The sequence below is a fragment of the Candidatus Marivariicella sp. genome (assembly GCF_983056325.1).
Genome location: NZ_CEZOWA010000010.1, coordinates 24484 through 48855, shown reverse-complemented (window position 1 = coordinate 48855; position 24372 = coordinate 24484). Strand labels below are relative to the sequence as shown.

Below are 24372 nucleotides of genomic sequence, written 5' to 3'. Positions count from 1 at the left end.
TTATGAAAAATTTATCTGACAGGATTAATAGTCTACCAATCTCCGCAACTCTTGCAATGGCATCAAAAGCAAGAGAGTTAAAAGAAAAGGGAGTTGATATTATTGGACTAAGTCTTGGAGAACCCGATTTTAATACTCCAGAATTTATTAAAAATGCTGCTATCCAAGCAGTAAATGATAATTACAACTCTTATTCTCCTGTAGATGGTTATGTAGATCTTAAGGAGTCTATTTCTAATAAATTTAAACGTGACAATAATTTAAATTATGAGTTGAACCAAATTGTTGTCTCCACAGGAGCTAAACAATCAATTGCTAATGTTTGTATGGTTCTACTGAATCCTGGAGATGAAGTGCTTTTACCAGCTCCTTACTGGGTAAGCTATTCAGCAATAGCAACATTATCAGAAGCGAAATCTGTAGTTATTCCCTCTAATATTGAAACTGATTTTAAAATAACTCCTGAGCAACTTGAAGGTGCAATTACTCCAAAAACTAGAATGGTTATTTTTAACTCACCTAATAATCCCAGCGGATCAATATATTCGGAGTCTGAGTATAGAAATCTTGCAAAAGTTTTAGAAAAATATCCAAATATATATATTATATCAGATGAGATATATGAACACATAAATTATGGAAAATCTGTATTTAGTTTTGCATCCATTACAAAAATGTACGATCGTACTATAACTGTCAATGGCGTTGCTAAAGCATTTGCAATGACTGGTTGGAGAATTGGTTATATTGGGGCGCCTGAATGGATCGCAAAAGCATGTAACAAGATGCAAGGTCAGATAACAAGTGGAGCTAATTGTATAGCCCAAAGAGCTACAATAGCTGCTCTAGACGGATCGGTAGATAATATTAAATATATGGTTAATGAATTCAAAAAAAGAAGAGATTTAATCACCAGACTATTGAGTGGGATAAAAGGGTTTAATTTAAACAAACCCGAGGGAGCTTTTTATATTTTTCCAGATATTTCATCTTATTTTGGAAAAAATATCAATGGAAAAAATATAAATAATTCTTCTGATTTTTCTTTATTTCTTTTACAAAAAGCTCATGTTGCAACTGTTAGTGGAGAAGCATTTGGAAATCCAAACTGTATTCGAATATCATATGCAGCATCTTCTAACCAAATTAAAATGGCTTGTCAGCAAATTAAGAGTTCATTAATGCAGTAGTTATTTTTTATAAATAGCTTGTTGATGATTTATAGATTCTTGATGAATAGCTTTAAACATTCTTAAAATAAATTCTTCACTTAAATCTCTTTCTTCTCCTTCTAAAATCATTTTACCTAAAATCTCATTCCATCTTTTATTTTGAAGAACTGCAACATTTTTTGTTTTCTTTAACTCTCCGATGCCCTCAGCAACTTTCATCCTTTCCCCAAGAAGATCAAGAAGTGATTGGTCGATCACATCAATTTTTGCTCTTAAATTTTTTAAGCTACTCTGGTAACTTTCCTCGGTAGTAGTTATATTTCTTATTTTCCAATCCTTCATATATTGAATCAAGGTTTCAGGAGTGATTTGTTGTTTTGCATCGCTCCAGGCTATATCAGGATCATAATGTGACTCTACCATTAATCCGTCAAAATTTAAATCTAAAGCCCTTTGACTTATATCAAAAATAAGATCTCTTCTTCCTGATATATGAGAAGGATCACATATAATTGGTAAATCTGGAAATTTATTTTGAAGCTCAATTGCAATTTGCCATTCAGGTTGATTCCTATACTTTGACTTGCTTGAAGTTGAAAAACCACGATGAATAACACCAAGTTTTTTAATATCAGACTTATATAATCTTTCAACACCTCCAAGCCACAAGTCAAGATCTGGGTTTACAGGATTTTTCACCAAAACAATTTTATCCGTCCCCTTTAATGCATCAGCAATTTCTTGAACTATAAAAGGACTTACGGTTGACCTGGCACCAATCCATAGAACATCAATGTCAGCCTCAAGAGCGAGCTTACAATGATTTGCGTTTGCAACTTCAGTAGCTATTAAAAGACCTGTTTGTTCTTTTACTTTCTTTAACCATCCTAAACCAATAGCTCCGACTCCTTCAAAATTCCCAGGACGTGTTCTTGGCTTCCAAATCCCTGCCCTATATACTGTAACGTCAGAATCCTTCAATTGATGAGCTATCTTTAATACTTGTTCTTCAGTTTCTGCACTACAAGGCCCTCCAATAACCAAAGGATGATCAAGTTTAAAATCTTGAAGCCATTTTTTTAAATTAATTTGATTTACCATTTTAATATTTATTTTATTTCTTAATACCTTTTAGAACTCTTTTAATAGCATTCGTTTTCTCAATTGTGGTATATATTTTTTTATAATTTTCATTCTCTAAAAAATCCTTGAAGTCTTCTAAGTTTGAAAGATAGTGTTTTAAAGATTCGAGAATGTTTTCTCTGTTTTCTTCGAAAATAGAACTCCATGTGTTTGGAGAGCTTTTTGCTAATCTAACTGTAGAAGCAAATCCACTTCCAGCCATTGCAAAAATAGCTGATTCATCTTTTTCTTTTTCTAAAACTGTCTGTCCTAAAATAAAAGAGGAAATATGTGATAAGTGCGAAACATACGCTATGTGTTTATCATGTTCTTCAGGGTTCATTTTTTTAATAATCATACCAATAGATGAGAAAAAATTCAGAGCCCAATTCAATAAATCACTTTTAGTCTTGTGCGACTCACATATAATTTGCACCTTTCCTTTAAACAGGTCTTTATTAGCAGAATTTGGTCCTGAAAATTCTGTTCCAGCTATAGGATGTGTTGCTAGAAATTGTGATCTTTTTGAATGAGAAGAAATATTTCTACATATTTTAGATTTTGTTGAACCAAAATCAATAACAAGAGTATTGACTCCAACCATATCTAAGACCGAATTTAACTGATTAGTTATATGTTTAACTGGATAAGCAAGTAAAAGAATATCCAAATTAATAAAATCTTTTTCTGAAATAATTTCATCAATTAAACCAATTTCAAGTGACTGTTTTAAATGTAATTTAGAGGAATCATATCCTGAAATTATTACATTATCAAAAAGTTTCCTTACTTGAATAGCTAAAGATCCTCCGATTAAACCAACACCTGCAATTCCTACTCTCATATTTATAAACGATTGAGTGCCTCCTTAAGTTTTAATGTACTTGAACACAAAGAAATCCTAATGTATCTTTCTCCTTGAGATCCAAATATTTTACCTGGTGTTATAAAAATATTTTTTTTATATAATAATTCATCAATTAATACATCTGGATTTTCAATACTATCAGGAAGCCTTGCCCAAATAAAAAGACCAACTGCATTTTTATTGTAAGTTGTTTTTAATTTATCTGCAATTTTCCAGGCAACCTCTCTTCTTTCCTCATAAATCTTATTTAAATCGTAAAACCATTTTTTATCAAGACTCAATGCTTTTATAGCTCCCTTTTGAACTCCATAAAACATGCCTGAGTCCATATTAGATTTTACCTTCAATACAGATTTAATATTAGATTGGCTTCCAAGCAACATTCCGACTCTCCAACCTGCCATATTAAACGATTTACTCAATGAATTAAGCTCCATACCAACATCAATTGCACCATTATGAGATAAAAAACTTTTTGGATGTTTTGTTAAAATAAAACTATATGGATTATCATTTACCACTAAAATATTATTTCTTTTAGCAAAAGAAATAAGATCATCAAAAAAACTATCATTCACTTCAGAACCTGTAGGCATATGTGGATAGTTTATCCACATTATTTTAACTTTTGATAAATCCATTTTTTCCAACAATTTTAAACTTGGCAACCAACCATCAAATTCTTTTAGATTGTATAAAATTGGTTCAGCTTCTAATAATTTTGTAACTGATGAATATGTAGGATATCCAGGATTAGGAATTAAAACTTGATCTCCTGGATTTAAAAAAGCCATGCTTATGTGCATAATTCCTTCCTTGGAACCAATTAAAGGCAACACCTCATCTTTGGGGTTTAATTCAACCTTATAATGGGATTTATAAAAAACAGAAATTGCTTGTCTAAACTCTGGGATACCTTGATATGATTGATATTGATGGGCATTAGAATCACTAACACTTTCTACCAAAGAAGATATAACATCATTTGATGGTAATAGGTCTGGACTGCCAATACCCAAATTTATAATTGCCTTTCCTGATTTTATCAAAGATCCTACCTCCCTTAATTTTGAGGAAAAATAGTATTCTTTAACACTATTTAATCTTTTAGCAGGCATATTATTTTTTTTCATTGTTATATTTTCCAAAAACCTTTAGTTCTAACGTCATTATTTCTAAAATTGAATATGCTTTTTCAAAGAAAGATTCAGAATCAAAAGTTACGTCTACAAAAAAAGAATACTTTCCAGGGATTTCAATTATTGGTAAAGATTGAATCTTAGTTAAATTAAGTTTACAATCACTCATTACATTTAACACAGCTGCTAAACTACCTCTTTTATGATCTAAGATAAATTTAAGTGCAGCCTTATTATAATCTAATTTTATCAAGGGAGATTTTTTTTGGATAATCACAAATCTAGTTACATTATTATTTATGGTTTGTATTGAGTTTTTTAGAATGTTTAAACTGTATAAGTGAGCAGCAGACTTACTGGCAATAGCTGCTCTTTTATGTATTTGATTTGTGAAGATTTCTTTAGCTGCGTTAGCAGTATCATCAGACTCAACAAGCTTTATATTTGGATAATTAGAAAAAAATTCTTTACACTGTAAAAGGGCCATAGGATGAGAATGGACCTCATGTATTTCATCAATACTTTGATTAGGTAGCGCCAAAAGAGAATGCTGAATTTGATGATAACACTCACCAACAATATTGAGGTTGTTTTGATCTATTAATGCGTAATTTGAAATAATAGAGCCTGCTATAGAATTTTCAATTGCCATCACTCCATGACTCGAATCATTATTTAAAATAGAAAAAACTAGGGCATCAAATGAATTACAGCAGTCTACACTAAAACCAGAGTCAAAATAGGACATGGCGACTGCATGATGAAATGAACCTTCTATCCCTTGAATCGCTATTTTATTTTTATCAGTCATAAAAAAAAAGTCCTGATTTAATCAGGACTGTATGTATTTATAAATTTAATTACTACAATGCCCTTCACTCTTTTGTAAAGAAGTAGAAAAAGTCATAATAGTAAAAAAATGTAGAAGTCATTGAAATTATAATTAATACAAATTTAAAATCACTTTTGAAATAAACAAGTTTTTATAAGAAATTTATAATTAAATCAATATATAACAAAAGATTACTCCCACAATTTAATTAAAATCATATATTTTTACAACGAAATAATGGGACTTTTAATTCAAAACTTAAATAAATATTACGGAACAAAAAGGGTTTTATCAAATCTTTCTTTGAATTGTAAAAAGGGTGAAATCATTGGGCTCCTTGGCATGAACGGTGCAGGAAAAACCACATTAATGAAAATACTTACTGGTATAAATCTTAAATGGGACGGAAATATCTCAATGAATGGTTTAGACTTGAAACAAAAACTCATTGAAATTCAAAAAATGACGGGATATCTCCCGGAAAACAACCCTCTTTACGGTGAACTACTAGTTTCGGAGTATTTATTGTTTATTGCTGGACTTTATAAAGTAAGAAATCCAAACCTTAATAATATACTTTCAGTTACAGGTTTAGAGGAATATAAAAATTATAAAATTGAAAAACTTTCAAAAGGATATAAACAAAGAGTTGGAATTGCTGCAGCAATAATTCATAATCCTGAACTCATTATTCTTGATGAACCAACAACAGGACTTGATCCCAATCAATTAATAGAAGTTCGTGGGCTAATCAAAAAATTAGGAAAAGAAAAAATAGTATTTTTTTCAACACATATTTTACAGGAAGCTGAGGCTTTCTGTGATAGAATCATTCTACTCCATAAAGGAGAAATCATTTTAGATTCACCAATAAAAAAACTAAAAAATATTAACGAACAAATTATTAAAGTCACATTTGATTATAGAGTTGAAACTGAAGCACTAGCAAAACTTGAGTTTGTTGAAAGCGTTAAGAATACTTTTGATTTTGAATATGAAATTCTATTTAAAACCAGTATGGATCAAAGAAGTAAAGTATTTGATTTTGCTCATGATAATAAACTAAAAATATTAAATCTAGAGACCAAAAATCAAACACTTGAAGAAGTATTTAAAAATCTAACGGTCAATTAATGTATTTTATTTCCATTCAAAAATATCTTGTAGATAATTTTCGCAGTAGGCTCAAGAGTTTTGGAAACTGAACAATATTTTTCAAAAGACAGGTCTACAGCTCGTTTTGCCTTTTCAGGAGAAAAATCTCCCTCTAAAATTACATCAACATTGATTGTGTGAAATAGTGCAGGAACTGCATCAGGTAATCTTTGTCCCTTTACTTCCATCTTAATTGAAGTTGGGTTAATTTTTTGTTTGTTCAAAATCGCAACAACGTCGATACTGCTGCAGCCAGCCAAACCCATTAGTAATAGCTCCATTGGACTAATACCTTTAACGCTACCTTCTTTTTTTGAGTTGTTATCCAACAGAACTCTCCGACCTTTTGAGTTTGAAACCTCAAATAAATAATCATTGTTTATTCTTTCTAAAAATACCTCCATTACCAATAAATTTATTTTTTAAAAATAGTACTTAAAATATTTATAACCTGTTTGTTTTCAATTAAAAATGCATCATGACCGTGAACTGAATTTATTTCATAGTAAAAACACTTTTTTTTAAGTTTATTGAGTCTTTTAAAAGTTTGTTTATCTTCACTAGCAAGAAATAATAAATCAGAATTAATAGAGATTAAGTGGATTTCTGAAGATATTAATTCAGTTAAAACATCAAAATTCTGATTATCTCTTAGGATATTGATACTACCTAGCAAATGATTCACAGTAAGGTATCCCTTTAAAGTAAATCTATCTTTAAGAACTTGACCATGATGTAACAACCAACTTTCAATATTAAATATTTTTTTATGTTCATTTTGACTTCGAGCAAATCGAAGACTAAATGATTCTGGTGTCCTGTATAAAAGCATAGCATGCATTCTTGCATCTACGATAGGATTTTTTGAATTTTTTAATATTTGTTTTTGAATAAAAGTATTTGCTATTATCCAGTCTGTTGATTTCCAATCTGAAGCAATTGGAATTAAGTATTTTGATAAATTAGGGGCAAGTACTGCCATTTCCCATAAAATACCTCCACCTATTGATCCTCCAATTAAAGCGAAAAGACGATTAATTCCTAATTTATTTAATCCACTAATAAATAATTTGGCAATATGTCCAGTATGAATTTTTTCAATGGACTTCCATTTATGTGAATCGATTCCATTTCCCGGAATATTAAATGAGATTACAGTATAAATATTTGTATCAATTACTTTATTTGATCCAACTATTTCGTTCCACCAACCATCAGCTCCAGAAAATTTAGCATTCGCTGTTAAAGGATGATTAATTAAAATAATGGGTGATTTGCCAATATCTGGACCCCTAATAAAGTATGTTAAAGAAACCTTCATTTGTTCCTCTAAAATTTCTACATCTAATGAATTTAATTGATTTGTTGGCAATATTTGTGTATTTAAGAAATTGCCTGTTTTAAATCCAAAATCAAATCTTCTACATTTTCTAAACCAATTGATAATCGAACTAAATCATCAGTTACTCCTGTACTTTTCTGTTCCTCTGACGAAAGTTGAGAATGAGTTGTACTTGCTGGATGAATAATCAAAGATTTTGAATCACCAATATTTGCTAGTAAAGAAAATATTTTTGTGTTATCAGCAACTTTTTTGCTTGCATCAAAACCAGCTTTAAGGCCAAAAGTGAGAATTCCACTTTGTCCCTTAGGTAAATATTTCATGGCTAATTTATTATATTTACTTGTTGATAATCCAGGATAATTTACCCAAGAAACTTTTTCTTCATTTTGAAGCCATTTAGCAATAGTAAGAGCACTCTTAGAATGTTGTTGCATTCTTATTGCTAAAGTTTCTAGACCTTGTATAATTTGAAAGCTATTAAATGGGCTAGCCGAAGCACCTATATCTCTTAATCCCTCAGTCCTAACCCTGGCTATGTAAGCTGCTGGACCAAGTGTCTCATGATAATTTAACCCATGATAACTAGGGGAAGGTTGATTAAGTTCTGGGAATAATCCATTTCCGTAGTCAAAAGTACCAGCATCAATTATTATTCCGCCTAATGCAGTTCCGTTTCCATTTATATATTTTGTGGTAGAATGTATTACAATATTTGCTCCATATTTAATTGGATTCAGTAAATAAGGAGTTGCTACTGTATTATCAACAAAAAATGGAACCTTAACCTGTTTAGCTAGTTTAGAAATTGCACTTAAATCAATTACATCTAGCTTTGGATTCCCAAGTGACTCAGAGTAATAAACTCTTGTGTTTTTTTTTGTAGCAGATTTAAAATTTAACGGATTATCTGGATCTACAAAAGTAGTAGTTATGCCAAATCTAGGAAGCATATTACTCAGCATATTGTATGTGCCTCCATAAAGACTATTGGATGCAACAATATGATCTCCTGACTTAAGAAGGGTAAGAAGTGCTGTTGAAATAGCAGAAGTTCCAGAAGCAGTGGAAACTGCTGCAATTCCACCTTCTAAGTCAGCTAACCTTTTTTCAAGAATATCGTTTGTAGGATTATTTAACCTTGTATAAATATATCCTGGTTCAGCCAATGAAAATAATTTTGCTGCGTGATCTGAATTCCGGAATTTATATGATGTTGATTGGTATATTGGAACAGCTCTTGTTCCTTGTGTATTATTTGTGTCGTGCCCTGAATGAAGAGCATTTGTTTCTATATTTAAACTCATAATTTTAAAGCTTTTTTAATTTTATTTATATAATCTAGTTTTTCCCAAGTAAATAGTTCCACTTCTTTTGTAATTCTCCCACTGTATGGAGAATCAAAGGTTTTGATAACTGTTTGAGGTTGTCGTCCCATATGACCGTAAGCAGCTGTTTCGGAATAAATAGGATTTCTTAATTTCAATCTTTTTTCAATACCATAGGGTGTTAAATCAAAAATATTTGAAAGTTTTTTTGAAATTTCTGAATCAGAAAAATCAACCTTTGACTTACCATAAGTATCTACTAAAATTGATGTTGGAAAAGATACACCAATAGCATAGCTCAACTGAATCAAAACTTCATCTGAAACCCCTGCAGCCACAATATTTTTAGCCATATGTCTTGCTGCATATGCTGCTGACCTGTCTACTTTACTTGGATCTTTTCCACTGAAAGCTCCTCCTCCATGACCACCTTTACCTCCATAGGTGTCGACTATAATTTTTCGACCAGTCAATCCGGTATCTCCATGTGGTCCTCCAATAACAAATTTACCAGTTGGGTTGACATGATATTTTACTGAATCACCTAATAAAGATTTAATATAATTCGGTTGGTTATCAAATACTTTTGGAATTATAATATTAATAATATCTGATTTAATTTTAGATAACATTATATCGTCATCTGTGTCAAAATCATCATGTTGAGTTGAAACGACAATGGTATCAATTTTAATTGGTCTATTATTAATATCATATTCAATAGTAACTTGGGATTTAGAATCGGGTCTTAAGTAATTAATAATTTTATTTTCTCTTCGAAAGTCGGCTAAGGTTTTTAAAATTTGATGAGATAAATCTAAAGCCAGAGGTATGTAATTTTCAGTCTCATTAGATGCATATCCAAACATTATTCCTTGATCACCCGCACCTTGATTTTGTTTATTTTTTCTTTGAACTCCTTGATTTATATCCTCAGACTGTTCATGAATAAGTGATATTACTCCACAGGAGTCCCCACTAAATTGATATTCTCCTTTGGTATATCCAATTTTATTAATTGTTTTTCTAGCTATGTCTTGAACGTCTATGTAAGTATTACTCTTAACCTCACCAGCTAAAACTACTTGACCTGTGGTGACAAGAGTTTCACAAGCTACTTTACTTTCATGATCAAAAGCAAGAAAGTTATCTAAAAGAGAGTCTGAAATTTGATCTGCAACTTTGTCAGGATGACCCTCACTTACAGATTCTGATGTAAAAAAATATGACATATAATTTGCTTTTCTGAAGGATTTGAACACACACACGAAAAGCAACAACAACGCTTTAGCAATTTTTTATAGAGGTTGCAATCAGTCAAATCCTTCCTCGTTATTAGTGTAAAATTACATTAAAATTTATAAAAAGCGAAAAATTAATTATAAAATTAATTATTAAATAAAAATATCTGTATTTTGCATTTTAAAGAATTCTTATAAATAATACAACAAGCGAATGCAAATATCTGTAGCTGGAAATATTGGTGCTGGTAAAACAAGCCTTACTGAGCTTCTTGCCAAACACTATAATTGGGAGGCAAATTTTGAAGATGTCATTGACAACCCTTATCTGGATGATTTCTATAATCACATGGAAAGATGGTCGTTTAATCTTCAGATCTATTTTTTAAAAAGTAGATTTAGTCAATTATTACAAAATGAGAGTTTAAAAAAAACTGTAATTCAAGACAGAACTATTTATGAAGATGCTTTTATCTTCGCACCCAATCTTCATTCCATGGGATTAATGAATCAAAGAGATTTTCAAAATTATATATCACTTTTTGAACTTATGGAAAATACAGTTAATCCTCCCCAACTATTAATTTATGTAAGAAGCTCAATTCAAAATCTGGTTAGTAAGATTCACAAAAGAGGAAGAGAGTATGAAAATTCTATAAGTATAGAATATCTAAGCAGACTAAATGAAAGATATGAGGCTTGGATCTCAACCTATGATAAAGGTGAGTTATTAATTATTGATGTTGATGATATTGACTTTGTAAACAACCCAGAAGACTTGAAAAATATAATTCGAGAAATTGATAAAAAATTACCTAAAACTGATTGATTTTAATTGTCAAATTGTTAACGATTAAGTATTTCATCTATTTCTGGAGTGATTTTCTCAACAACCTTCCAGACTTCATCTTCTGTTCCAGAAACACTTACTTCAATTGATTTTACGCTTGATAATTGATCATCGTTAGTAGAAGAAATTTTTACTGAAAACTCTTCTTTGTTATCAATATCATTTTTATTGATTATAATATCGTGATTTTCAAAATTTCCGGCTTGAGAAATAGATTTAGAATCACCATGATCTCCCAAAAGAGGTGCAATTACCAATCCAACTAAACATGTTAATTTAATTAAAATATTCATAGAGGGTCCGGAGGTGTCTTTAAAAGGATCACCAACTGTATCTCCAGTAACTGCCGCTTTGTGTGCATCTGACCCTTTATATGTCATTTCACCATTAATTTCAACTCCTGCTTCAAATGATTTTTTTGCGTTATCCCAAGCTCCCCCGGCATTATTTTGAAAAATAGCCCACATTACTCCACTTACACAAACTCCGGCCATATATCCTCCCAATGGCTCTGCTCCAAAAACTAATCCAATAAAAATTGGAGTGATAATGGTTATTAAACCAGGAAGTAACATTTCTTTTAATGCTGCTTTAGTTGAAATATCAACACATTTTGCATATTCAGGAACACCTGTACCCTCCATAATACCCGGAATTTCTCTAAATTGTCTTCTAACTTCTTCTACCATTTCCATAGCTGCTTTTCCAACAGACTGCATAGCTAAAGCAGAAAAAACAACCGGAATCATTGCTCCAACAAACAACATTGCTAATACATCCGCTTTAAAAATATTTATACCATCAATTCCCGTAAAAGTTACATAAGCGGCAAATAAAGCTAGTGCAGTTAAAGCTGCAGAAGCAATAGCAAAACCTTTACCAACAGCGGCAGTGGTGTTACCAACAGAATCTAAAATATCTGTTCTTTCCCTAACTTCTTTTGGAAGATCACTCATTTCTGCTACTCCTCCAGCATTATCAGCTATTGGTCCAAAAGCATCAATTGCTAATTGCATGGCAGTTGTTGCCATCATTGCAGAAGCGGCTAGGGCTACTCCATAAAAACCAGCAAGAGTATACGAACCATAGATTGCTGATGCAAAAAGAATTACGGATAAAAAAGTTGATTTCATCCCAACGGCTAAACCTGCAATAATATTGGTTGCAGCTCCTGTTGAACTATTTTTCACAATATCTAAAACTGGTTTTTTACCAAGACTTGTGTAATATGCAGTTACAATTGATATTAAAGCTCCAACTGCTAATCCAATACAAGCAGATCCAAAAACATTCATTGAAGAAATATCTTTATATCCTTCACCAAAAAACATCATACTCATCGTTTTGGGTAACATCCAGTCAATTAAAAAATAACTAGCAATAAGTGTTATTACTATTGAGGCCCAATTACCTAAATCTAATGCTGCTTGAACCTTAGATTCTTTTGCATTATTGTCAGAAATTTTTACAAAAAAAGTACCTATTATAGATGCCAAAATTCCAACTCCTGCGATTACTATTGGAAGTAAAATAGGTCCCATATTATTAAAGTTATCTGTAAATTGAGTATCCACCGACATATCTCTTATTAGATAATTACCTAAAACCATAGCTGCTAATACTGTAGCAACATAAGATCCAAATAAGTCTGCTCCCATTCCAGCAACATCACCAACATTGTCCCCTACGTTATCAGCAATCGTAGCTGGATTACGTGGGTCATCTTCGGGTATTCCAGCTTCTACTTTACCTACAAGGTCTGCACCCACATCAGCTGCTTTAGTGTATATCCCACCTCCTACACGAGCAAACAAAGCAATAGACTCAGCTCCAAGTGAAAAACCAGCTAAAGTTTCTAATACTACAGTCATTTCGTTATAAAAAGAATCCGTTCCATTCATAAATTGAGACATAAAAAACAAGAATAGAATTGTTAATCCAAATACCGCTAAACCAGCTACCCCAAGACCCATAACAGTTCCTCCTCCAAAAGAAACTTGAAGGGCTTTTGGTAAACTCGTCCTAGCTGCTTCAGCTGTTCTAGCATTCGCTTCAGTTGCAATACGCATACCTATATTTCCAGCAAGTGCAGAAAAAACTGCACCAATAATAAATGCTGGGACAATCATCCAACTAGTTGAAATAACTAAAAGAGAGATGCTATATAAAGCTATGGAGGCAATTACTACAAAAATTAAAAGCAATCGATATTCGGCATGTAAAAAAGCTAATGCACCATCTTTAATTGCAGCAGATATTTCTTGCATTCTTTCACTTCCTGGATTTTGTTTTCTCACCCATGTAGCTCTAATAAACATATAAACTAAGCCTAATAGTGAGAAAAATAAGGGTATATAAATAATATTAGCTTCCATAAAATCAATTTAAGTTTTTGTTTTCGCGCGTAAAAATACTAATTACCTGTGAATTAGGTATAAGGAATTAGGTATTATGATAAATTACTTTTTTAACTGCTTTTATCACATCTTCATGATTTGGAAGCCATTCTTCCAAAAGAACAGGTGAAAATGGAGCAGGAGTATCGGCAGTATTTATTTTTTCAATTGGAGCATCTAAGTAGTCAAATATTTGATTCTGAACTTGATATGTGATTTCAGTTGAAATATTTCCAAAAGGCCATGACTCTTCTAAGATGACTAATCTATTTGTTTTCTTAACAGATTCAAAAATCATTTTATGATCCATAGGTCTAATTGTTCTTAGATCAATAATTTCAGAATCTATACCTTCTTTAGCAAGTATATCCGCCGCTTTATATGCTTCTTTGATTATTTTACCGTAAGAAACAATTGTCACATCCTTACCAGAACGTTTAATATCAGCAACACCTATTGGAAGAATATATTCACCTTCAGGAACCTCTCCTTTATCTCCATACATTTGCTCAGATTCCATAAATATAACTGGATCATTATCTCTTATTGCAGCCTTTAATAATCCTTTCGCATCATAGGGGTTTGAAGGCACTATAACTTTTAAGCCAGGTGTGTTAGCATACCAATTGTCAAAAGCCTGGGAGTGTGTTGCTCCTAACTGACCAGCAGATCCTGTTGGTCCCCTAAAAACAATTGGACATGGAAATTGTCCACCGGACATTTGTCTAATTTTTGCCGCATTATTTATAATTTGATCAATCCCAACCAAAGCAAAATTAAATGTCATGTATTCTATAATAGGTCTAGCACCAGTCATTGTAGAGCCAACTCCAATTCCAGAAAACCCTGCTTCAGAGATAGGTGTATCAATAACCCTTTTATCACCAAACTCATCTAACATTCCTTTCGAAGCTTTGTAAGCTCCGTTGTATTCAGCAACTTCTTCACCCATTAGAAATATTGTTTCATCCCTACGCATTTCTTCTGTCATTGCTTCGGCAATTGCTTGTCTAAATTGTATGGTCTTCATTTAAGCTAATTATTAAGATTGTAAATTTAAACATTTCATTTTATTAAAACTCTTTGTTTATTACAGATTTTAATAAAACAAAACATGATTTTGTTTTATTATATACTATATTAAATTTAGTTTAGTATTATATATTTTGAAACTTTTAAAAAATGAAATTAATAGAACTTGATGTTAAAGGAATTTCTTACAGTGAGACTCAATCTGGAGCCTATGCATTAATACTTAGTGAGACTAAAGGTAACAGGAAACTTCCAGTTATAATTGGAGGATTTGAAGCACAAGCAATTGCGATTGCATTGGAAAAAGAAATTAAACCTTTAAGACCTTTAACACATGATTTATTTAAAGATTTTGCAAATTCATTTGAAATTAATATTAAACAAATAATAATTCATAAGTTGACTGATGGAGTTTTTTTTTCAAATTTAACCTGTCAAAGAAAAGGAATTGAAAAAGTTATAGATGCGAGAACCTCCGATGCTATTGCCATGGCTTTAAGATTTAAGGCTCGAATTTACATCTACGATTCAATCTTAAAGTCAGCAGGGTTTACTGCATCAATAAAAACCGATTTTAAAAAGGGAGATTTAGAGGAGGTCTTGACTGAAAATATGCAAACTGATCCTTCAGAAAATAAACTCCCTAAAAATTATGAAACCTATTCCATAAATAAACTTAAAGTTCTTCTAAAAAAATTTGTAGATAATGAGGAATACGAAAAGGCTGTTAAAATCCGTGACCTTATATCCAAAAAGGATGTTTAAATAATTCTACGTTGATTTTATCTTGATAAATGTTTATCTGATTTTTTGAAATAGATATCAATTCAGTTTATATTTGAAAATATATTACAATTAATGAAGCAGTATCTTGATTTAATAAGCCATATACAAAAGAATGGTGTTGAAAAAACCGACAGAACTGGAACAGGAACTAAAAGTGTTTTTGGATACCAGATGAGGTTTGACCTTAGCAAAGGATTTCCTCTTTTAACCACCAAAAAGATTCATATTAAATCTGTAGTTCATGAACTATTATGGTTTCTTAAAGGAGATACTAATATAAGTTATTTGCAAGAAAACAATGTAAGAATATGGAATGAATGGGCTGATGATAAAGGCAACTTAGGTCCTGTATATGGTCACCAATGGAGAAATTGGAATAGTGAGGGTATAGACCAAATAAAAGAAATGATTAAAACTATCAAAACAGATCCTGATAGTCGAAGAATTATTGTGAGTGCCTGGAACCCAAGCGTTATGCCTGATTCCTCAAAATCATTCTCAGAAAATGTTTCAAATAACAAAGCAGCTCTCCCTCCTTGTCATGCCTTTTTCCAATGTTATATTGCAAATGGTAAACTTTCAGTTCAACTTTATCAGAGAAGTGCAGATGTTTTTTTAGGAGTCCCGTTTAATATTGCTTCTTATGCATTACTAACAATAATGTTAGCCCAAGTTACAGGATACATACCAGGTGAATTTATTCACACTTTTGGAGATGCTCACATCTATTCTAACCATAAAAAACAAATTGAGGAACAACTTTTAAGAAATCCAAAAAAACTTCCAAGAGTAAAGTTAAATCCGAAAATTACAAGCCTGTTTGATTTTACATACGAGGACATTGAAATAATTGACTACGACCCTTATCCTCTTATAAAAGGTGCAGTATCAATTTAATCTTTTCAAAATTTTAATTAATTTATCAATATCTGACTCCTCATTATAGAAATGAACAGCTACCCTTACCCCCCCCCCTCTTAACGCGCACCTTATTCCATTATTTTGTAAATATTTAAATAACTTTTCATTACCATGAATAGTATAGATACTTGAATGGTTTTTCCTTATTTCAACTAATGGATCTAAAAGATTTAATTGTTTCAACTCCTGTTTAAGAAAAAGACCTAAATCTCTTTTAATTTTAATTAGATTGTCATAGTCATTATTTTGTAGAAATTTAATTGCAAAATCTAAAGATGCAGAGGCTAATAAATTTAAGTGACCTGCATAAACTTTTTCATATATTTCGTTTGAGGAACACTCAGTAATTTTTAAAAATCTATCAGAAACAGCTAAATAGGCATTTCCAAAACCTGCTAAAATCCACTTATAGCCACTTCCAATTACAACATCAAAAGGGGAACTATTAAAATCAAAAAAATCTGAACCTATAAATTGAGTAGAATCCCCAATAATAATTAATCTGGGATATTTTTTTTTTATCTCCCTTAATGCGCTAAAGTCAACTTTGATTCCAGATAAAAATTGTACAATTGATAATACTAACACACTGTATTTTTTTTCATCTAATCGATTTTCAATTTGAAGTTCAAAATCAGATGTTATTGAAATATAATCTACAGAAAGATCTCTTTCCCTAAGGCCACTTATTAGTGAATTATAATCATTTTTTAAAGCTAAGACATTAATTTTTTTTGGTAAAAAATCTAAAATATATCTGTAACCTGTAGAAAAATTTGAGGTACAAAATGTATTTTTTTTTGAAGAATTGATAAATTTTGAAACTGTTTCTCTGAAATTATTAATTTTTTCCTCACTGTCAAATTTTATCTTATCACCTTGTTTCAAATACTCCTTTTCTAAATTATTTCTAAACTCAAATAATTCAGTTGATAAGGGGCCTACATATGCAGTATTTAAATAAGTGCAGGTATTTAATACTGGAAAAAAAGAACGGATAGTTTTTTTCATCAATTAATTTTAGTTTTGCAGTATAAAATTAATATAATTGGATACAAAAACACTTAATAATAAAATATTAATGGGAGATGAAGAAAAACCAGATTCTATTAACTTTCAAAACTCAATAAAAGGCGTCACTATTATTGCAGCAGCTGCAGAAAACGATGCTTTAGGGAAAGAAAATAAACTTATTTGGCATATTCCTGAAGATCTTCAAAGGTTTAAGAAACTAACTTCTGGACATGCTATTATAATGGGTAGAAAAACTTTTGAATCAATGCCTAAGGCTCTTCCAAACAGAAGAAATATAATTGTTACACGAAATAAAAAATATGTAGCAAATGGAGCTGAAGTTTCTTCAAGTATTGAAGATGCATTATCCCTTGTTAAAGATGATAAACAACCATTTATAATTGGAGGAGGAGAAATATATAGACAAAGTATGGCTTTAGCAGATAGAATTGAGTTAACCAGGGTACATGAGAAATTTGATGCTGATACTTTTTTTCCAAATATTCCAAAAACAACATGGAAACTTCTTAGTGAAACCAACAAATCAACATCCGAAATTCATAAAATTAGTTTTTCATATTTAACCTACAAAAGAAGAGAAAGATGAAAGCATATTTATTCCCAGGCCAAGGTTCTCAATTTCCAGGAATGGGTAGAGAATTGTATAATACTAATGAAGGAAATATTTTATTTAAAAGGTCAAATGAAATTTTAAATTTTGATATTACTAAAATCATGTTTGATGGCTCAAAGGAGGATTTAAAACAGACAAATGTAACCCAACCTGCTATTTTCATCAATTCTTTTATATTGAGTAAACTTCTTGGTGATTCGTTTAACCCTAAAATGGTTGCGGGTCATTCTCTGGGAGAGTTTTCAGCATTAGCGTCTATAGGTTCAATTTCTTTTGAAGATGGATTAAATTTAGTTAGAATTCGAGCTGAGTCCATGCAAAATGCATGTGAAAAAAATCCGGGAACTATGGCAGCAATTTTAGGTATAGATGAAAATCTAGTTGAAGAAATTTGTTTAAAAATTTCAGGAACTGTTGTCGCTGCAAATTATAATTGTCCAGGGCAAGTTGTGATTTCAGGAGAAAAAAAAGCTATTGAAAAAGCATGTGTTTATCTAAAATCAAAAGGTGCTAAAAGAGCTATAATACTTCCTGTTGGCGGAGCATTTCACTCACCATTAATGGAGCCTGCAAGAGATCAACTAGCTAAGAGTGTAAATGATTTGATATTTAACCGTCCTTCCTGTCCTATTTATCAAAATGTTTCTTCTCTACCTACAATCGATCCAGAAATAATTAAATCTAATCTCCTTTCACAATTAACAGCACCAGTGAAATGGACCTCAATAATTAAAAACATGACAAAAGACGGAGCGAAAAACTTTATTGAAGTTGGCCCCGGAAATGTTCTTCAAGGGTTGTGTAAAAAAATTAATTCAAATTTAGAAACACAATCTGCATCAATTATTTAATCTAAATATTCAATTATTTTTTTACAAATAAACTCAATTTGATCATCCTCAAGCTCAGTGTGCATAGGAAGGGAAACTACTGATTTTGATAAACTATTGGTTGTTTTAAAATCTTTTTCATCATATTTCTTATCTCCATAAGCTTTTTGTTTGTGAAGTGGAATGGGGTAGTATACTCCACATGGAATATCATTTTGATTTAAAAATTTTACAAGGTCATCTCTGTTCGCATCTAATATAATTAAAGTATATTGATGAAATACATGGGAATCGGGATCGCCTACAATCTTAGGAGTTATAATTTTATCATGATCTTTCAGTAACTCAGTATATTTTGATGCTGAATTTTTGCGAGAATTATTATAATTATCAAGAGATTTGAGTTTAATATCTAAAATTGCTGCTTGAATTGAGTCTAACCGAGAGTTTACCCCAACAACATCATGATGATATCTCTCATACATTCCATGATTCACAATTCCTCTTATTTTGTAAGCTAACTTGTCATCATTTGTGAAAATTGCTCCTCCATCACCATAAGCTCCAAGGTTTTTAGATGGAAAAAAGGAGGTTGTACCAATTAATCCTATTGTTCCAGCTTTTTTCTTGGTACCATCCAAAAATTTATAATTTGCACCAATAGCTTGGGCTGCATCTTCAATAATATCCAGATTGTGTTTTTTAGCTATCCGATTTATTTCATCCATATTTGCCACTTGACCAAATAGGTGAACTGGTACTATTACTCTAGATTTTTCATTTATAGCTGACTCTAAGGAATCTAAGTTTATATTAAAAGTTTCAGAATCAACATCTACTAAGACCGGAGTCAATTTTAAAAGTGCTATTACCTCAACAGTGGAAGCAAAAGTGAAATCAACAGTAATTATTTCATCCCCTGGATTGAGATCTAAAGACATCAAAGCAATTTGAAGAGCATCAGTTCCGTTTGCACAAGGAACCACATGTTTCACATCAAGATAATTTTCTAGATTTTTTTGAAAACTATTTACTGCTGGACCATTTATAAATGATGTGTTTTCAATAACCTTGTTAATTGCGAGATTAACATCATTAGAAATCGGTTTGAATTGACCGGCTAAATCAACCATATTAATTTTTTTCATATAAAAAATTTGGTTCAAAAATAAGAAAAACATTCTTCTAAAAACAGACATCAAAGCATTTTGAATATATCAAACCATTTATTTAGTTTAATTTTATAAAAAATATTTGTTTTGAAATTTTTGTGCTCAAAAATGACTTCTTTTATTTACTCTTCAATAATCAGATTTCTGAATTTTTGTCTCCCAATTTTTTCCATAAAGATTTGTGGTAAAAATCTATTTAATGAAAAATATAAAGAATTTTATTTAGGCAGAAAAAAAAATAAAGAACTTATCGAAAATAATAATTTTGAAATTTTTCGTTCTTTAACATCTTCAGTAATATGGTTTCATTGCTCTTCATTAGGTGAGTTTGAACAATGCAGACCTTTAATTGAAAAAATAAAAGCTAGATTTACAACACACAAAATTGCACTCACATTTTTTTCTCCATCTGGATATAGTGCTGTAAAAAAATATTCTTTGGTCGATTGGGTTGGATATATCCCTCTTGACATAACGAGACATATTGACTTAATAATTAATTTTATAAACCCAAAGATTGTTGTTTTATCAAAAAATGAATTTTGGCCAAATATGCTTTACTCTTTAAAAAAAGTTGAAGTTCCTGTCTTATCTATATCAAGTGAATTTAAAAGGGATAATATATTTTGGAAACCATGGGCATTTTGGTTTAAAGATGCTTTAAGAACTATCACTCATTTTTATCCTGCAAATTTTAATTCTCAAAAGATATTAAATCATAACGGAATTACAAATACAACCACTTTAGGAGATCTTCGAATGGATAGAGTTCTTGATGTTTTAAATGAAAAAAAAGATTTTAAAATACTTGATGATTTTACAAAAAATATCCCATGTTGGGTGGCTGGAAGTACATGGGATGAAGATTACACTCTGTTTATTGATTCTATTCATTTTAGTGAAAGTTTAAAAGTGATAATTGCTCCTCACGATTGTAGTAAAAAATCAATTTCATCATTGACTTCAAAATTAAATATTCCTTTTGCCCTTTGGAGTAAATATTCTAGTAAAAACGATAAATCAAAGAAAGTGCTTATTCTCGATCAAATTGGAGTATTGAAATACGCATACAGATATGCAAATTGGTGCTATGTAGGGGGAGGAATGGGTCACTCGGGTTTACATAATATTCTTGAAGCCGCAGTGTATGATATCCCCATCATAATTGGTGAAAATTATAAAAAATTTCCAGAAGCAAATGATTTAATAAAAATAGGAGGATGCTTTTCAGTCTCCTCAAACCATGAGTTCAATAAAATTTCATCGAAAATAATTAAAAATTTAAAATTTGGAAGAATGATTAATTTCAAATACATAGAGCGTAATAAGGGTGCAACTGACAAGATTTTTTGGGATCTAAAAAAATATTTGTAGGAGAACAACATTGTATTAACTTTGAATTTCAAAATTTAAAATAAATGATTTCTAATAACAAAAAATATCTACTTTTTGTTCTGTTGTCTCTAACAATTTCATCCATTGTTTTCTCTCAAGAGCAAGAATACCCTAAATCCTTTACTTTATTAAAAACTAATGAAAAACCAAATATAATTTTCATGATTGGAGATGGAATGGGTTTATCTCAAATATCAGCTGGAATGTATTCAAATAAAAACACCAGTTCATTAGAAGAAATGGAATATATCGGTCTTTCTAAAACACATTCTTATAATCAGCTAGTAACTGATTCTGCGGCGAGTGGAACAGCAATGGCATGTGGAGAAAAAACATATAACGGAGTAGTTGGAATAAATCCAAAAAATAAAAAGCTTGAATCTATTCTTGAATATTGTAATTCAATTGACTTTTCTACTGCACTAATAGCAACTTCCAGTATCGTTCATGCAACACCTGCATCGTTTTATGCTAATGTCAACTCAAGAAGACAATACGATGACATTGCCCTACAACTGAGATATAACAGCGTAAATTATTTCATAGGAGGAGGCCGAAAACACTTTAACAGAAGGGCTGATAAAAAAAATTTAATTGAAGAAATGGAAAGTGAAGGATATGAAATTGTCAATAACCTGGATAGTTATATTAAATCAACTAGAAATAAATTAGGATTTTTTACTTATTCTGACGAGCCTCCACCTATAAATTCAGGAAGAAAACCTGACTTAGCATCACTTGTTGAATCTACTCTTAACAAATTAAAAGACGATGGAAAACCATTTTTTTTAATGGTTGAGGGATCTCAAATTGACTGGGGAGGACATGCAAATGAGTTAGCTTACATCTTATCAGAATTTAAAGATTTTAATAATGCGATTTCAAGTGCCTTAAAATTCGCTAAAAACGACAAAAATACTCTCATAGTTGTTACAGCAGACCATGAAACAGGGGGCCTTGCTTTAAAAAAAGGGAATGTGAAAAAAGGTACTGTTGTTGGAGATTTTACAACTATTGGCCATAGTGGGACTATGGTGCCTGTTTTTAGTTTTGGTCCATCTTCAGATTTATTCAAGGGTATTTATGAAAATACCGCAATATTTAGCAAGCTAAAAACTGCGGTAGATTAATTTTAATTCAAGGGTTATCTATTTTGTTCTTGCTGTACTAACAATTTGAGAGTTAAACTCTTTATCGTTCTCTATAACTTCATAAAAACTATTTAGAAACTTGTATGTCTCCTTATACTCTTTTTCACTGTCGAATTGAGAAGCATGTGATTCAATTATTGCCATTAAATCCGTTTTTTTACTTATGTAAAGTTGTCTAACTGACTCAATAATCTTCCCGTCTCTTTTAAAACCTCTATATTTCCTGTCTCTGACAGATTTTATACCTAAGGTTTCATTTACAGTTGCATAGCTAGGATTTACGAATCCTGTCATGTCAAAATCATAAGATAGTGGAATAAGTCTTTTTCCAATGTAAAGCAATTTTGCATTGTGCTGGTAAGCAACAGAAATATCTGTGTTTCCAATTAAAAAATTAAAAAATGCATTTTGAACTGAAGTTTCAGCGTCCATGGCTAGAGGGTGAATAAATCTATCAACTACTTTTCCTTCAAATCGTTTTGCTACTATATCATCATCCTCTATTAAAAAACCCTTTAATTGAATCATTTTTCTTTCTTTACCTTTTCTCCCATAAACTTCAGTAAACTCAATATCTACTCTTCTTGCATTAAAATGATAAGGTGAAATCTGCTCATAGAGTTTATATGCCATGTACTCCTTCATTATATTGTCATTGTTGTCTGATTCTTTCATACATGGCAAAACAAGCTTTAAGCTCTTGTTGCCCTGAAAAATAGTTCCTTTTGCTGCTGATTTTTTAATTTTAACTCTTACAGGAGGCCAGTAACAGGTGTTTCTTCGAAAGTTTCCTCTAGCTCTAAGTCTAACATCAATGTCACTCCATACTCCATCTTGTTCGAATGAAAGTTGAGTTTCAATGAAAGTAGAGTCATTAGTTTTTTTATTCATCTCTTTGTTAGAGTATTTTAATTTTATTTTTAATGGCTCTTCATTTTGAAAAAGAAGAGTATATCCATCAGAATTTTGTCCAAAGGAAAAAAGACCAATAAATAATAACAATAATAAGTTTACTTGTTTATTCATGATATAGTGTTTATTTTTAGGGAATATAAAAAAATTTATTCAGATGCTAAACCGATATCTTGTAATTATCAATTATAAAACATTAATAGCTGTTTTAATTTCTATTGGAGTTCTCTATTTTGCCGAAAAAAACAAAATAGATTATGAAATAGATCTGACGCTAATAAGTATTGCTATTATTTTTCCATTAGTATTTTGTATTCGATCTGCTTTTCGAAGACGAGAAAAAGCTTTGGAACATTTAAGTCAATTTAGAAGTAATTTAAGGACTGTTGAACACTATCTTAAGATGAGCAAGCTTACTGATGATATGTTTAACGAGTTTTCTTTACTAATGAACAAACTTGAAAGTGAGTTTCTAAAAGAACTATCCAAACCGGATATTAATTTAAAAAAGATAGACAATAACACAGAAGAGCTTTTTAGTTTTATAAATAACAACAATGAATATATTTCAAGTGGAATACGAGGGAAAGCAGTTCGCTTTTTAAGAGATGTAAGTGATGGTCAAGACAACTTAATTGCAATTCACCTTCACAGGACTCCAATTAGCCTTAAAGCCTATTGTTTAATATTTATATATCTTTTCCCTTTAGTTTATACTCCAACTATAATTCATAAAATGGGAAATGAGCCAGGAGCAATTCTTTTAACTTCTTTCGTGGTTATTTTAAGTGAGTTCATACTTATTTCACTCTATAACATACAAGATCAGATGGAATACCCGTTTGATGATAACGGTTTGGATGATATCCAATTACAAAAATTTAAATTTAAAAGATAATTCATAATAAAAAAACCTCACTTGTAAGTGAGGTTTTTTTTGTGCGGGTGAAGGGACTCGAACCCCCAAGCCGTGAAGCACTAGATCCTAAGTCTAGCGTGTCTACCAATTTCACCACACCCGCTACTCTTAAAATTAGGAGACAAATATAAACAAGTTTTTATAAAATTATTAGATCTTAC

23 protein-coding genes and 1 tRNA gene are annotated in these 24372 nt (G+C 30.9%); 10 read left to right on the top strand and 14 right to left on the bottom strand.

Annotated elements, in window-relative coordinates:
• Nucleotides 1-2: 2 nt before the first annotated feature.
• A complete protein-coding gene (locus AC3ATN_RS04750; RefSeq protein ID WP_487532085.1) occupies nt 3-1190 on the top strand; it encodes a pyridoxal phosphate-dependent aminotransferase in 1188 nt (395 codons plus the stop codon).
• Here AC3ATN_RS04750 and AC3ATN_RS04745 read toward each other — a convergent pair whose 3' ends face one another.
• From AC3ATN_RS04745 to AC3ATN_RS04730, 4 genes are read right to left on the bottom strand one after another with little or no spacing between them, the layout of a single operon-like run.
• Entirely contained in the window at nt 1191-2273 is a 1083-nt protein-coding gene (locus AC3ATN_RS04745) for a chorismate mutase (protein ID WP_487532084.1), read from the bottom strand. It abuts the gene before it with no gap.
• A 13-nt stretch (nt 2274-2286) separates the two neighbouring features.
• Nucleotides 2287-3138: a prephenate dehydrogenase gene (locus AC3ATN_RS04740; RefSeq protein WP_487532083.1), complete on the bottom strand. Its 852-nt coding sequence runs from the start codon at nt 3136-3138 to the stop codon at nt 2287-2289.
• A gap of 2 nt (nt 3139-3140) precedes the next feature.
• Nucleotides 3141-4295 (bottom strand): pyridoxal phosphate-dependent aminotransferase, encoded by a 1155-nt coding sequence (locus tag AC3ATN_RS04735; protein WP_487532082.1) that lies wholly within the window; start codon nt 4293-4295, stop codon nt 3141-3143.
• The gene (locus AC3ATN_RS04730) at nt 4282-5112 is read right to left on the bottom strand and encodes a prephenate dehydratase (protein WP_487532081.1); all 831 of its coding nucleotides are present in this window, start codon (nt 5110-5112) and stop codon (nt 4282-4284) included. Before AC3ATN_RS04730 ends, AC3ATN_RS04735 begins: the two co-directional genes overlap by 14 nt.
• Before the next feature lie 258 nt (nt 5113-5370).
• On the opposite strand from AC3ATN_RS04730, the gene AC3ATN_RS04725 reads away from it, so the two are divergent.
• On the top strand, nt 5371-6267 hold the full coding sequence (locus AC3ATN_RS04725; RefSeq protein ID WP_487532080.1) for an ATP-binding cassette domain-containing protein: 897 nt from the start codon (nt 5371-5373) through the stop codon (nt 6265-6267).
• On the opposite strand, the gene AC3ATN_RS04720 is transcribed toward AC3ATN_RS04725, so the two are convergent.
• From AC3ATN_RS04720 to metK, 4 genes are read right to left on the bottom strand one after another with little or no spacing between them, the layout of a single operon-like run.
• Entirely contained in the window at nt 6264-6692 is a 429-nt protein-coding gene (locus AC3ATN_RS04720) for an OsmC family protein (RefSeq protein WP_487532079.1), read from the bottom strand. The two genes, AC3ATN_RS04725 and AC3ATN_RS04720, sit on opposite strands and share 4 nt — an antisense overlap.
• An 11-nt stretch (nt 6693-6703) precedes the next feature.
• The gene (locus AC3ATN_RS04715; RefSeq protein ID WP_487532078.1) at nt 6704-7660 is read right to left on the bottom strand and encodes an alpha/beta fold hydrolase; all 957 of its coding nucleotides are present in this window, start codon (nt 7658-7660) and stop codon (nt 6704-6706) included.
• Nucleotides 7661-7671: 11 nt separating this feature from the next.
• The gene (locus AC3ATN_RS04710) at nt 7672-8937 is read right to left on the bottom strand and encodes an O-acetylhomoserine aminocarboxypropyltransferase/cysteine synthase family protein (RefSeq protein ID WP_487532077.1); all 1266 of its coding nucleotides are present in this window, start codon (nt 8935-8937) and stop codon (nt 7672-7674) included.
• Entirely contained in the window at nt 8934-10190 is a 1257-nt protein-coding gene (gene metK, locus AC3ATN_RS04705) for a methionine adenosyltransferase (protein WP_487532076.1), read from the bottom strand. Before metK ends, AC3ATN_RS04710 begins: the two co-directional genes overlap by 4 nt.
• A gap of 223 nt (nt 10191-10413) precedes the next feature.
• On the opposite strand from metK, the gene AC3ATN_RS04700 reads away from it, so the two are divergent.
• Entirely contained in the window at nt 10414-11028 is a 615-nt protein-coding gene (locus tag AC3ATN_RS04700) for a deoxynucleoside kinase (RefSeq protein WP_487532075.1), read from the top strand.
• A 17-nt stretch (nt 11029-11045) separates the two neighbouring features.
• Here the strand turns inward: AC3ATN_RS04700 and AC3ATN_RS04695 are convergent, their stop codons facing one another.
• Nucleotides 11046-13424, bottom strand: coding sequence for a sodium-translocating pyrophosphatase (locus AC3ATN_RS04695; RefSeq protein ID WP_487532074.1), 2379 nt, complete (start codon nt 13422-13424; stop codon nt 11046-11048).
• A gap of 67 nt (nt 13425-13491) precedes the next feature.
• Nucleotides 13492-14475 (bottom strand): pyruvate dehydrogenase complex E1 component subunit beta, encoded by a 984-nt coding sequence (locus AC3ATN_RS04690; RefSeq protein WP_487532073.1) that lies wholly within the window; start codon nt 14473-14475, stop codon nt 13492-13494.
• Nucleotides 14476-14627: 152 nt separating this feature from the next.
• Between AC3ATN_RS04690 and AC3ATN_RS04685 the strand changes: the two genes are divergently transcribed.
• Both AC3ATN_RS04685 and AC3ATN_RS04680 read left to right on the top strand, forming a co-directional pair.
• Complete coding sequence (locus tag AC3ATN_RS04685; protein ID WP_487532072.1) at nt 14628-15242, top strand: bifunctional nuclease family protein; 615 nt, start codon at nt 14628-14630, stop codon at nt 15240-15242.
• A 93-nt stretch (nt 15243-15335) separates the two neighbouring features.
• Entirely contained in the window at nt 15336-16160 is an 825-nt protein-coding gene (locus AC3ATN_RS04680; RefSeq protein WP_487532071.1) for a thymidylate synthase, read from the top strand.
• Here AC3ATN_RS04680 and AC3ATN_RS04675 read toward each other — a convergent pair.
• Nucleotides 16152-17195, bottom strand: coding sequence for an aminotransferase class V-fold PLP-dependent enzyme (locus AC3ATN_RS04675; RefSeq protein ID WP_487532070.1), 1044 nt, complete (start codon nt 17193-17195; stop codon nt 16152-16154). The two genes, AC3ATN_RS04680 and AC3ATN_RS04675, sit on opposite strands and share 9 nt — an antisense overlap.
• Before the next feature lie 37 nt (nt 17196-17232).
• Here AC3ATN_RS04675 and AC3ATN_RS04670 point away from each other — a divergent pair, with 37 nt between their 5' ends.
• Nucleotides 17233-17805: a dihydrofolate reductase gene (locus AC3ATN_RS04670; RefSeq protein ID WP_487532069.1), complete on the top strand. Its 573-nt coding sequence runs from the start codon at nt 17233-17235 to the stop codon at nt 17803-17805.
• The gene (fabD, locus tag AC3ATN_RS04665; protein ID WP_487532068.1) at nt 17802-18683 is read left to right on the top strand and encodes an ACP S-malonyltransferase; all 882 of its coding nucleotides are present in this window, start codon (nt 17802-17804) and stop codon (nt 18681-18683) included. Before AC3ATN_RS04670 ends, fabD begins: the two co-directional genes overlap by 4 nt.
• Here fabD and AC3ATN_RS04660 read toward each other — a convergent pair.
• Nucleotides 18680-19810, bottom strand: a complete 1131-nt coding sequence (locus AC3ATN_RS04660) for a DegT/DnrJ/EryC1/StrS family aminotransferase (protein ID WP_487532067.1) — start codon at nt 19808-19810, stop codon at nt 18680-18682. The two genes, fabD and AC3ATN_RS04660, sit on opposite strands and share 4 nt — an antisense overlap.
• A 132-nt stretch (nt 19811-19942) precedes the next feature.
• On the opposite strand from AC3ATN_RS04660, the gene AC3ATN_RS04655 reads away from it, so the two are divergent.
• Entirely contained in the window at nt 19943-21208 is a 1266-nt protein-coding gene (locus AC3ATN_RS04655; protein WP_487532066.1) for a 3-deoxy-D-manno-octulosonic acid transferase, read from the top strand.
• 44 nt (nt 21209-21252) lie between these two features.
• Nucleotides 21253-22359, top strand: coding sequence for an alkaline phosphatase (locus AC3ATN_RS04650; RefSeq protein WP_487532065.1), 1107 nt, complete (start codon nt 21253-21255; stop codon nt 22357-22359).
• Nucleotides 22360-22377: 18 nt separating this feature from the next.
• Here AC3ATN_RS04650 and AC3ATN_RS04645 read toward each other — a convergent pair whose 3' ends face one another.
• Entirely contained in the window at nt 22378-23406 is a 1029-nt protein-coding gene (locus AC3ATN_RS04645; protein ID WP_487532064.1) for a hypothetical protein, read from the bottom strand.
• Between the two features lie 43 nt (nt 23407-23449).
• Here AC3ATN_RS04645 and AC3ATN_RS04640 point away from each other — a divergent pair, with 43 nt between their 5' ends.
• Nucleotides 23450-24190 carry a hypothetical protein gene (locus AC3ATN_RS04640; protein WP_487532063.1) on the top strand — a complete coding sequence of 247 codons (741 nt, stop codon included), beginning with the start codon at nt 23450-23452 and terminating at the stop codon, nt 24188-24190.
• Nucleotides 24191-24232: 42 nt separating this feature from the next.
• Here AC3ATN_RS04640 and AC3ATN_RS04635 read toward each other — a convergent pair.
• Nucleotides 24233-24314 (bottom strand) — tRNA-Leu (locus AC3ATN_RS04635).
• Nucleotides 24315-24372: the final 58 nt, after the last annotated feature.

Excerpts from the sequence above, each read along its gene's own strand:
- AC3ATN_RS04730 (WP_487532081.1), bottom strand. The coding sequence starts at position 5,112 with ATGACTGATAAAAATAAAATAGCGATTCAAGGGATAGAAGGTTCATTT.
- AC3ATN_RS04680 (WP_487532071.1), top strand. The coding sequence starts at position 15,336 with ATGAAGCAGTATCTTGATTTAATAAGCCATATACAAAAGAATGGTGTT.
- AC3ATN_RS04700 (WP_487532075.1), top strand. The coding sequence starts at position 10,414 with ATGCAAATATCTGTAGCTGGAAATATTGGTGCTGGTAAAACAAGCCTT.
- AC3ATN_RS04725 (WP_487532080.1), top strand. The coding sequence starts at position 5,371 with ATGGGACTTTTAATTCAAAACTTAAATAAATATTACGGAACAAAAAGG.
- AC3ATN_RS04745 (WP_487532084.1), bottom strand. The coding sequence starts at position 2,273 with ATGGTAAATCAAATTAATTTAAAAAAATGGCTTCAAGATTTTAAACTT.
- metK (WP_487532076.1), bottom strand. The coding sequence starts at position 10,190 with ATGTCATATTTTTTTACATCAGAATCTGTAAGTGAGGGTCATCCTGAC.
- AC3ATN_RS04645 (WP_487532064.1), bottom strand. The coding sequence starts at position 23,406 with ATGAATAAACAAGTAAACTTATTATTGTTATTATTTATTGGTCTTTTT.
- AC3ATN_RS04695 (WP_487532074.1), bottom strand. The coding sequence starts at position 13,424 with ATGGAAGCTAATATTATTTATATACCCTTATTTTTCTCACTATTAGGC.
- AC3ATN_RS04655 (WP_487532066.1), top strand. The coding sequence starts at position 19,943 with ATGACTTCTTTTATTTACTCTTCAATAATCAGATTTCTGAATTTTTGT.
- AC3ATN_RS04735 (WP_487532082.1), bottom strand. The coding sequence starts at position 4,295 with ATGAAAAAAAATAATATGCCTGCTAAAAGATTAAATAGTGTTAAAGAA.
- AC3ATN_RS04685 (WP_487532072.1), top strand. The coding sequence starts at position 14,628 with ATGAAATTAATAGAACTTGATGTTAAAGGAATTTCTTACAGTGAGACT.
- AC3ATN_RS04710 (WP_487532077.1), bottom strand. The coding sequence starts at position 8,937 with ATGAGTTTAAATATAGAAACAAATGCTCTTCATTCAGGGCACGACACA.
- AC3ATN_RS04690 (WP_487532073.1), bottom strand. The coding sequence starts at position 14,475 with ATGAAGACCATACAATTTAGACAAGCAATTGCCGAAGCAATGACAGAA.
- AC3ATN_RS04675 (WP_487532070.1), bottom strand. The coding sequence starts at position 17,195 with ATGAAAAAAACTATCCGTTCTTTTTTTCCAGTATTAAATACCTGCACT.
- AC3ATN_RS04640 (WP_487532063.1), top strand. The coding sequence starts at position 23,450 with ATGCTAAACCGATATCTTGTAATTATCAATTATAAAACATTAATAGCT.
- AC3ATN_RS04660 (WP_487532067.1), bottom strand. The coding sequence starts at position 19,810 with ATGAAAAAAATTAATATGGTTGATTTAGCCGGTCAATTCAAACCGATT.
- AC3ATN_RS04740 (WP_487532083.1), bottom strand. The coding sequence starts at position 3,138 with ATGAGAGTAGGAATTGCAGGTGTTGGTTTAATCGGAGGATCTTTAGCT.
- AC3ATN_RS04750 (WP_487532085.1), top strand. The coding sequence starts at position 3 with ATGAAAAATTTATCTGACAGGATTAATAGTCTACCAATCTCCGCAACT.
- AC3ATN_RS04720 (WP_487532079.1), bottom strand. The coding sequence starts at position 6,692 with ATGGAGGTATTTTTAGAAAGAATAAACAATGATTATTTATTTGAGGTT.
- AC3ATN_RS04650 (WP_487532065.1), top strand. The coding sequence starts at position 21,253 with ATGATTTCTAATAACAAAAAATATCTACTTTTTGTTCTGTTGTCTCTA.
- fabD (WP_487532068.1), top strand. The coding sequence starts at position 17,802 with ATGAAAGCATATTTATTCCCAGGCCAAGGTTCTCAATTTCCAGGAATG.